The sequence below is a fragment of the Corallococcus sp. CA041A genome (assembly GCF_003612075.1).
Classification (GTDB): Bacteria; Myxococcota; Myxococcia; order Myxococcales; family Myxococcaceae; genus Corallococcus; species Corallococcus exiguus.
This window is the reverse complement of the sequence record NZ_RAWF01000353.1, coordinates 1-8,493: the sequence shown is the minus strand read 5'-3', so window position 1 is coordinate 8,493 and position 8,493 is coordinate 1. Positions and strand designations below refer to the sequence as shown.

At 70.3% G+C, this 8,493-nt stretch carries 8 protein-coding genes; 5 read left to right on the top strand and 3 right to left on the bottom strand.

All coding sequences use genetic code 11. From position 1 onward, the window contains the following. A partial coding sequence (locus tag D7V77_RS38195; RefSeq protein ID WP_147452290.1) for a DUF3320 domain-containing protein occupies positions 1-598 on the top strand: 598 nt, incomplete at its 5' end. A 19-nt stretch (positions 599-617) separates the two neighbouring features. Here D7V77_RS38195 and D7V77_RS38190 read toward each other — a convergent pair. Both D7V77_RS38190 and D7V77_RS38185 read right to left on the bottom strand, forming a co-directional pair. Then, positions 618-1,316 (bottom strand): carbonic anhydrase, encoded by a 699-nt coding sequence (locus D7V77_RS38190; RefSeq protein WP_233597486.1) that lies wholly within the window; start codon positions 1,314-1,316, stop codon positions 618-620. Continuing rightward, the gene (locus D7V77_RS38185) at positions 1,313-2,575 is read right to left on the bottom strand and encodes an FAD/NAD(P)-binding oxidoreductase (protein ID WP_120581152.1); all 1,263 of its coding nucleotides are present in this window, start codon (positions 2,573-2,575) and stop codon (positions 1,313-1,315) included. The genes D7V77_RS38190 and D7V77_RS38185 overlap by 4 nt, the downstream gene beginning before the upstream one ends. 192 nt (positions 2,576-2,767) lie before the next feature. Between D7V77_RS38185 and D7V77_RS38180 the strand changes: the two genes are divergently transcribed. Beyond that, on the top strand, positions 2,768-3,469 hold the full coding sequence (locus D7V77_RS38180) for an MBL fold metallo-hydrolase (protein ID WP_120581151.1): 702 nt from the start codon (positions 2,768-2,770) through the stop codon (positions 3,467-3,469). 2 nt (positions 3,470-3,471) lie between these two features. Here D7V77_RS38180 and D7V77_RS38175 read toward each other — a convergent pair whose 3' ends face one another. Continuing rightward, positions 3,472-4,023, bottom strand: coding sequence for a glutathione peroxidase (locus D7V77_RS38175; protein WP_120581150.1), 552 nt, complete (start codon positions 4,021-4,023; stop codon positions 3,472-3,474). Positions 4,024-4,207: 184 nt separating this feature from the next. Between D7V77_RS38175 and D7V77_RS38170 the strand changes: the two genes are divergently transcribed. From D7V77_RS38170 to D7V77_RS38160, 3 genes are all read left to right on the top strand, one after another. Next, positions 4,208-6,322, top strand: a complete 2,115-nt coding sequence (locus tag D7V77_RS38170; RefSeq protein ID WP_120581149.1) for an ATP-binding protein — start codon at positions 4,208-4,210, stop codon at positions 6,320-6,322. Further along, on the top strand, positions 6,312-7,685 hold the full coding sequence (locus tag D7V77_RS38165; RefSeq protein ID WP_120581148.1) for a sigma-54 dependent transcriptional regulator: 1,374 nt from the start codon (positions 6,312-6,314) through the stop codon (positions 7,683-7,685). The genes D7V77_RS38170 and D7V77_RS38165 overlap by 11 nt, the downstream gene beginning before the upstream one ends. Before the next feature lie 88 nt (positions 7,686-7,773). Continuing rightward, positions 7,774-8,298: an OmpA family protein gene (locus tag D7V77_RS38160; protein WP_120581155.1), complete on the top strand. Its 525-nt coding sequence runs from the start codon at positions 7,774-7,776 to the stop codon at positions 8,296-8,298. The last annotated feature ends 195 nt before the right edge of the window (positions 8,299-8,493 follow it).

Sequence of the window (8,493 nt, the reverse complement as noted above, 5' to 3'; positions counted from 1 at the left end):
CACCAGCGCCCCGGCCACGCCCCAGCCCGTGGTCGCCGGTCCCAGCGCGTCCGCCCAGGCCTACGTCCCGGCGACCCTGCGCGCCATGAAGGAGGGAGCGGACCTCTTCGCCACCGCGTCGGACGCGTCCCTGCGGGAGCACCTCCAGTCCGTCATCGATCAGGAGGCACCGCTCCACGAGGACCTGCTGGCCAGGCGCGTCCTGGATGCCTGGGGTCTGACCAAGCTGACGCCCCGCGTGCGCAAGAGGCTGGAGGAACAGCTCCAGGCGCTCGCGAAGCGCGGGACCGTGACGATCCAGGAGGAGTTCCTCTGGTCCACCAGCCAGGGGCCGGCGCGGTACTCAGGCTTTCGTGGCGCGCATCCCGAACGCGAGGCCGCACACCTTCCCCCGGAGGAGGTGGCCAACGCCGCGGCGGCCGTGCTCACCCAGGCCCTGTCGCTGGAACGCGAAGACCTGCTCCGCGAAACAGCCCGCTGCTTTGGCATCCAGCGGCTGACCCGGGCGGTCATCCCGGTCCTGGAAGCCGGACTGACGCTGCTCCTTCAGCGAGGGCACTGCCAGGCCGAAGGAGAGCGGATGGTGTGGAAGCAATGACTCCCGCGGGACTGCGGCCTCACTCCTTCGTGAGGTCGTAGACCTCCTGGATGCTGTGCAGCGTCTGGACGAAGTCCAGCTTCAGGTCCTGGAGGATGCCGTTGCGCAGGTCGAACACCCACGAGTGCACGACGGGGAAGCCCCTCGCCAGGTAGGACTTCTGCACGGCGGCCGTCTTGATGATGTTGATGCTCTGCTCCAGGACGTTGAGCTCCACCAGCCGCTCGTAGCGCTTCGTCTCGTCCGCGATGCCGTCCAGCTCCTGCTTGTGGAACCGGTACACGTCGCGGATGTTGCGCAGCCAGGGGTTGAGGATGCCCAGGTCCTTGGGCTGCATCGCCGCGCGCACGCCGCCGCAGCCGTAGTGGCCGCAGACGATGATGTGCTTCACGTCCAGCTGCCGGACGGCGTAGTTGATGACCGACATCACGTTCAGGTCGACGTTGTTGACCAGGTTCGCGACGTTGCGGTGCACGAACACGTCACCCGGCGCCAGCCCCATGATCTGGTTGGCGGGCACTCGGCTGTCCGAACAGCCGATGTAGAGGAAGTCCGGCTGCTGCGACACCGACAGCTTGGTGAAGTAGTCCGGATCCGAGCGGAGCTGTTCCTCCGCCCAGGCCTTGTTGTTCTCGAAGATCTTGTCGTAGGGCGTCACGTCCAGGACGGTCGCACGAGCAGGCCCCACCGTCGAGCGGTCACTTCCTCCAGTGTTCACGCGCGGCCACGAAGCATCCAGTCCCAGTACAGGCGCGGCAGTCCGTACTTCTTGAGCAGCCACAGGTCGCGGCGCTCCACGAAGGTGTTGATGAACGGAAGGCTCGGCGCGGGCCGGCCCTCGTAATCGAACTCGGCGAGCAGCATCCGCCCATAGCCCGTCACCAGCGGACAGGACGCATAGCCGTCGTACCGCGCGGTGGGCTCCCGCCCCTCCATCACGGCCACCAGGTTCTCCACGAGCACCGGCGCCTCCGCCCGGACGGCGGCGCCCGTGCGCGACGTGGGCAGGTCGCTCGCGTCGCCAATGGCGAAGACGTTCGGATGGTCGGGGTGCTGGAGCGTGTGCTTGTGCGCCTTGACCCAGCCCGCGTTCGGGCCGTCTGCATGAGCCAGCGCGCTGCGCTTGATGAAGTCCGGCGCACTCTGCGGAGGCGTGACGTGCAGCAGGTCATACCCCACCGTCACCACCTCCCGGCGTCCGTCACGAGTCACCGCGAAGAGCGCCTCACGGGTGTGCGCGCGCACCTCCACCAGGTCGTGGCCGAAGTGCGTCTCGATGCCGTAGCGCTCCACGACGCCCTCCAGCACGCGCGCGAAGGGCTGCACCGCGAAGAGCACCTTCCCCCCCGAGCCGAACACGACCCGCGACTTCTCCGCGAGCCCGCTCCGGCGCAGATGGTCCGCCACCAGGTACATGATCTTCTGCGGCGCCCCTGCGCACTTCACCGGCGTGGCCGGATGGGTGAACAGCGCCGTGCCGCCCTGGAACGCCCGCACCATCTCCCACGTCTTCGGCGCCAGCCGGAAGTCGTAGTTGCTGGACACGAACGGCGTCTTCAGCGCCTCGCGCAGGCCGCGCACCCGATCCCAGTCCAGCTGGATTCCCGGAGCGACCACCAGGAAGTCATAGGTCAGCCGCGCGCCTCCGCACGTGAGCACCTGCTGGCGGACGGGGTCCACCTCCTCCGCCCAGTCCTGGATCCACCGCGTCCCCTCCGGGATGTAGTCCGCCTCCGGCCGCACGGTGCTCGCGATGTCCGCGGCGCCGGCGCCCACCAGCGTCCACAGCGGCTGGTAGAAGTGCTGCGCCGAGGGCTCGAGCACGGCGACACCCTGCACGCCCTTGCGCCGCAGCCGCGCCGCGACCGTGATGCCCGCGGTACCGCCGCCGATGATCAGCACCCGATGGTGCTCGGAGACGGACGAAGGCTTGCGGGATGGGGACGCCTCGAGGCGCGCGGACAAGTGAGCGGTCATGAGAGCACGCCGCGAGCCTGCCCACGACAACCCCACCGCGCCAGCTGCCCTGCGAGGCGAGTGCGCGTTGGCGAGACCACATCAAATATCGAAGGACGTCCCTTTCTCGGAGCCCGCGTTCCAGCGGACACTCCGTGCGATGCGCTGAATCCCCCGCTCCGCCGGCGGCCCCCGTGCAACGGAGATTCCGACATGCTCTTCCGCCAGCTCTTCGACTCCGAGTCCTCGACCTACACGTACCTCATCGGTGACGAGGCCACGCGTCAGGCCGCGCTCATCGATCCGGTGCTGGAGCAGGTGGACCGCGACCTGCGGCTCGTCAGCGAGCTGGGGCTCGTCCTCTCCCACGTCTTCGACACCCATGTGCACGCGGACCACGTCACCGCGTCCGGCACGCTGCGGGAGCGCACGCAGTGCCAGGTGGTGGCCGGGACAGGCGGGGCCCGGTGCGCCGACATCCAGGTGCGGCACGGAGATACGGTGCACGTCGGACGGTGCGCCTTCCAGGTGCTCGCCACGCCGGGCCACACGGACGACAGCGTGAGCTACCTGCTGGGCGACCGCGTGTTCACCGGGGACGCCCTGATGGTGCGGGGCAACGGCCGCACCGACTTCCAGAACGGGAGCGCGAGCCAGCTCTACGACTCCATCACCCGCGTCCTCTTCCAGCTCCCGGACGCGACGCTCGTCTACCCCGCGCACGACTACCACGGGAACACGGTGACGAGCATCGGCGAGGAGAAGCGCCACAACCCGCGGGTCGCGGGCAGGAGCCGCGAGGAGTTCATCGAGGTGATGGACAACCTCCACCTGCCCCACCCCAAGAAGATCGACCTGGCCGTCCCGGCCAACCGCGCCTGCGGACGGACTCAGGGTCCGGCGCCAGAAGCCTGACCTCAGGCCGGCTTCGCCAGCGCCGCGTCAATGGCCTGGACCAGGCGCGGATCCTCCGCCGTCACATCCGGAGCGAAGCGGCCCACGACGCGGCCATCCCGGCCGATGAGGAACTTCTCGAAGTTCCACTGCACCTCCGGCTTCGGGTTGGCTTTGATGCCGTAGCCCTTGAGGTTCGCGCGCATGGGCCCGTCGCCCGTGGCATCCGGGATGGCGCCCGTCAGCGCGTGGTAGAGCGGGTGCTTGTCCTTCCCCACCACGGAGATCTTCGAGTACAGCGGGAAGGTCACGTCGTACTTCAAGGTGCAGAACTGCTGGATCTCCGCCTCGCTGCCCGGCTCCTGCCCATTGAAGTTGTTCGCGGGGAAGCCCAGCACCTCCAGGCCCTGCCCCTGCCGGCTCGCGTAGAGCTTCTGCAGGCTTTCGTACTGGGGCGTCAGGCCGCACTTGGAGGCGACGTTCACCACCAGCAGGACCTTGCCCTTGTGCTGACCGAGCGTCCGGGGAGCGCCGTCGATGCCTTTGAGGGGGATGTCGTAGAGGTTCTGGCTCATGTTCACTCCTTCTGAGGGGGCGGCCACTCTAGCCCAGGCCCGCCAGGGGGGGGCCCCGGGCAGGTCCGGCAAAGTGCCAGCCCCGGTGTGGTGATTTGCGGCGGTCGCGGCGCGATGCAAGGCGCCGGCCCCTGGAGGGAACGGCTGGCCCGAGCCTTGCGTTGTGTGGACTCCCTCGCACTCCATGCACCGCCTCCTCGCCCCCCTCGTCCTCCTGCTCGTTGCCCTGGCCAGCGTGGCGGGCGGAGCCGTGTGGTTCATCCAGCGCGACCGGCAGGCGCTCGTGGAGCAGTTCGGGCGCGACCGGCAGGCCCAGTTGGAGGAGGCCGCCAGTGGCGTCGCCCGGTCGCTGGAGGACCTGGGGGACAACCTGCGCTTCGCGAGCGAGCTGCTCGCCCAGCCCGGCTCCGCCGGAGACCATCACAACGAGCTGCGTGCCCTGTTGGAGTCCGTGGGCCAGTACCGGGCCATCGCCGTGCTGGGCCCGGATGGCGAGGAGCGGCTCTTCCTGGTCGACCACAAGTCGCGCCACCTGCCGAGGGAGGCCGTCCACCCCCCGGCGATCGAGGACACCGCGCGGCAGGCGCTCACGGCTCCGGTGGGGCACGTCATCCCCTCGCCCCCCATCGAAGGCGCGTCCTCCGGGTGGATGCGCGTCTTCGCCATCCGCATCGACTCCGACACGCCCGGAGGCGGAGGCGTCGTCGCCATCCTCGTGGACACCGAACCCATCTTCGCGCCGCTGCGCATGGTGACGGTGGAGGAGAACACGCGGCTGCTCCTCCTGGGAGCCCACGGCACGCCCGCGCCCATGAGCGACCCGGCGCTCGCGTCCTGGCACCGGCGGCTGGGGGAAACCGAGGGGAAGCTCGTGCCGGGCCTGCGCACCCTGGTGGCGCGGATGCGCGCGGGCGCGTCCGGGTCACTGCGGATCAACGAGGCGGAGGCCTCGCGCCTGGGCCTGGGGTCCGCGGACGCGGTGGCCACGTTCCGTCCCCTGCGCATGCGAGGCGAGGCCTCCTGGTCCGTGGCCACGCTCTCCTCCACGAGCGCCCTGCGCGCCCACGAGCGCACCCTGGTGCTGCGCCTGTCGTTGGCCGCGCTCCTCGTGGCGGTGTTCCTGGTCGCGTTCGGGACCTACGTGGTGCTCGCCAACCGCCGGGAGGTGGCGCTCCAGGAGAGCCTTCGCCACGCCGCGAAGTTCGCGCACCTGCATGAGAAGACGCAGAAGATCCTCGACCACATCCCCACGGGCATCCTGGCCCTGGACCGCGAAGGCCGCATCAGCGCCGTGAACCAGGCCTTGCGCGCGCGCCTGCCAACCACCGCCGTGGGGAGCACCCTCCCGGAGGCCTTCCCCACCGCGCCCATGGCCGCGGTGCAGCGGCTGACGGCGATGGTGCTGGCCGCGCGGGACAAGGGCGCCGTGCACAGCCTGCACGGCGAACCGCTCAGCCTCTTCAACGACAAGGACCAGTTCAACGTCCACGCCGTCCCGCTGGAGCACGGCGACGGAGAGGCGAGCACGCTGCTGGTGCTGGAGGACCTGAGCAACGTGCGCATGCTGGAGGACCAGCTCCTGCGCGCGGAGAAGCTGGCCACGGTGGGCGTGCTCGCCGCGGGCGTGGCCCATGAAATCGGCACGCCGCTGGGCATCATCCGGGGCCACGCCGAATACATGCTCCAGAAGGTGGGCGGCGTGGAGCACCCGCAGGGCCGGGGCCTCAACGCCATCGTCACGCAGATCGACCGGGTGAGCCGCATCATCCGCCAGCTCCTGGACCTGTCGCGCCTGCAACCCGCGCGGGCCGGCGTCGTCCCCCTGGCGCCGCTCGTGCGGGGCCTCCAGGAGCTGCTCGACGTGGAGGCAGAAAGGCGGCACGTCCACTTCGAGCTGGACGTGCCCGAGCGGCTGCCCAGCCTCGCGGCGGACGCGGATCAACTCCAGCAGGTGCTCCTCAACCTCGCCCTCAACGCTTGTGACGCCTGCAGCCCCGGAGGCCACGTGAGGCTGAGCGCCACGACGTGCATGGCGGGAGACACCCCGGCGGTGGAGATCCGCGTCCAGGACGATGGCCGGGGCATCGCGCCGGAGCACCTGCACCAGGTGTTCGACCCCTTCTTCACCACCAAGAAGCGGGGCCAGGGCACGGGCCTGGGACTCAGTGTGGTGGCGCAGATCGTCCGCAACCACGGTGGCCAGGTGGGGGTCGAAAGCGAGCCCGGCCGGGGCACCGTCTTCACGCTGCGGTGGCCGGTGGCCGCCGCGCCCGGCTGGGAGGAACGGCATGCCGTCTAGTGCGCGCATCCTCGTGGTGGATGACCACGAGGAGATGGGACAGATGTTGAAGGAGCCCCTCACGGACGCGGGCTACCGCGTGGACCTGTCCACGGGGGGCGCGGACGCCATCGCCCAGCTGAGGGCCCGCGTCTACGACGTCGTCCTGTGCGACCTGCGCATGGAAGAGGTGGACGGACTGGACGTGCTCGCGGCGGCGCGCCGGCACGACCCGGAGCTCCCGGTGCTCCTCATGACGGCCTTCGGCGCGGTGGAGAGCGCCGTGGAGGCGATGAAGCGCGGCGCCTACCACTACCTCACCAAGCCCTTCCGCCTGGACGAGGTGCTGCTCCACGTCGGGCGCGCGCTGGAGTCCCGGCGCCTGAGGACCGAGCACCGCGACCTCAAGCGCCAGGTGGCCCAGCGCGGCGGCCTGGGCTCGCTCCTGGGACACAGCGTGCCCATGCGGACGCTCTACGAGCTCATCGACCGCGTGGCGGCCTCGGAGGCGCCGGTGCTCATCCGGGGCGAGAGCGGCAGCGGCAAGGAGCTGGTCGCCAGGGCGCTCCACTCCGAAGGGCCCCGGAGCCAGGCGCCCTTCGTGGCGGTCAACTGCACCGCCCTGCCCCACGCCCTGCTGGAGAGCGAGCTGTTCGGCCACATCAAGGGCGCCTTCAGCGGCGCCACCACCACGCGCCGGGGCCTCTTCGTGGAGGCGGACGGAGGCACGCTCTTCCTCGACGAAATCGGGGACATGCCCCCGGAGCTCCAGGCGAAGCTGCTGCGCGTCCTCCAGGACGGCGAGGTGCGCGCAGTGGGCGCGGATGGCTCGCGCCGCGTGGACGTGCGCATCCTGGCCGCCACGCATCAGGACCTGGACGCGCGGGTGAAGGAAGGCCGCTTCCGGGCGGACCTCTACTACCGGCTCAACGTCGTCTCACTCCGGGTGCCGCCGCTGCGCGAGCGCACGGAGGACATCCCGAACCTCGCGGAGCACTTCGTGGCGCAGGCCCGCGCCCGCAATCCGCGCTCCTCCGTCACCGCCCTGGCCCCGGAGGTCGTGGCCACGCTCGCGCGCATGCCCTGGCCCGGAAACGTGCGGGAGATGGAGAACCTGGTGGAGCGCCTGGTCGTCCTGGGAGCGCAGCCCACCGTGGACCTGGCCCAGCTGCGCCTGCACACCTCCGAGGCCGCGCCGGAGGTCCACCCGCTGGCCTCGGCCCACGGACAGGTGGTGCCGCTGAGACAGCTGGAGGGTGAATACATCGCGTGGGTGGTCGCCCGCTGTGGAGGCAACAAGACGCGCGCCGCGGAGCTGTTGGGGATTGATGTCTCCACCATCCACCGCAGGGAGAAGACCGACAGCGGCGTTTCGCAACGCTAGAACGACGCGCTTTGCGAGTCATCGCGCCACCGCGCGCGAGACTCCAGACGGAAGGACCGCGGCACAGCCCTTGCTCATGTATCAGGGCATGAACCGAACCCACCTGGTCCTCCTGCTGTCAGTGATTGGCCTCACCGGTTGCGCGAGGCGCGCGGCCAACACGAGCACCGCCGACGCGGCGACCCATTCGCCAGCCCCCACCGCCAGCGACCGTGGCAACGCGGCGCGGCCCACGCCCGACGACGCGGAGCAGGCGCTCGCGGCGCTCAACGCCGCGCCCATCTACTTCCCGCTCGACTCCTCCATGCTCCCGTCGGAGGCCACCGACGAGCTGTCGCGCATCGCCCAGGCCCTGCGTCAGCGAGGCCTCGCGAAGGTGACGGTGGCGGGTCACACCTGCGAGCTGGGCACGACGGAATACAACATCGCGCTGGGCCAGCGCCGCGCCGCCAGCGTGCGCGCCTACCTGGTGAACCTGGGCGTCGAGCCCGGGCGCATCTCCGTCATCTCCTACGGAGAAGAGCGGCCCGCGGACGCGAACGCCCCGGAGAAGAACCGCCGCGCGGAGTTCTCCTTCCGCCTGGCCGAACAGGCCCGCGCCGGCGATCTGTAAGCCTTTTTCGAACCCTCACCGCGACCCCATTCACATGAGCTCCAGCGAAAACGCCCCCCTCCCGCCGTCTGTCATCCGTACCCTGCGCTGGCCCCTGGGCATCGCCGCCGTCGTGGCGCTCCTGGGCGGTTCGAGCTACTTCTTCCTGCGCACGTCGGAGCCGCCTCCCGCCCCCACGCCGACAATCGCCGAGCC

What these genes read in the sequence shown, in the direction of transcription:
- D7V77_RS38185 (WP_120581152.1), bottom strand. Translation starts at nt 2,575, where the DNA reads ATGACCGCTCACTTGTCCGCGCGCCTCGAGGCGTCCCCATCCCGCAAG.
- D7V77_RS38180 (WP_120581151.1), top strand. Translation starts at nt 2,768, where the DNA reads ATGCTCTTCCGCCAGCTCTTCGACTCCGAGTCCTCGACCTACACGTAC.
- D7V77_RS38175 (WP_120581150.1), bottom strand. Translation starts at nt 4,023, where the DNA reads ATGAGCCAGAACCTCTACGACATCCCCCTCAAAGGCATCGACGGCGCT.
- D7V77_RS38170 (WP_120581149.1), top strand. Translation starts at nt 4,208, where the DNA reads ATGCACCGCCTCCTCGCCCCCCTCGTCCTCCTGCTCGTTGCCCTGGCC.
- D7V77_RS38165 (WP_120581148.1), top strand. Translation starts at nt 6,312, where the DNA reads ATGCCGTCTAGTGCGCGCATCCTCGTGGTGGATGACCACGAGGAGATG.
- D7V77_RS38160 (WP_120581155.1), top strand. Translation starts at nt 7,774, where the DNA reads ATGAACCGAACCCACCTGGTCCTCCTGCTGTCAGTGATTGGCCTCACC.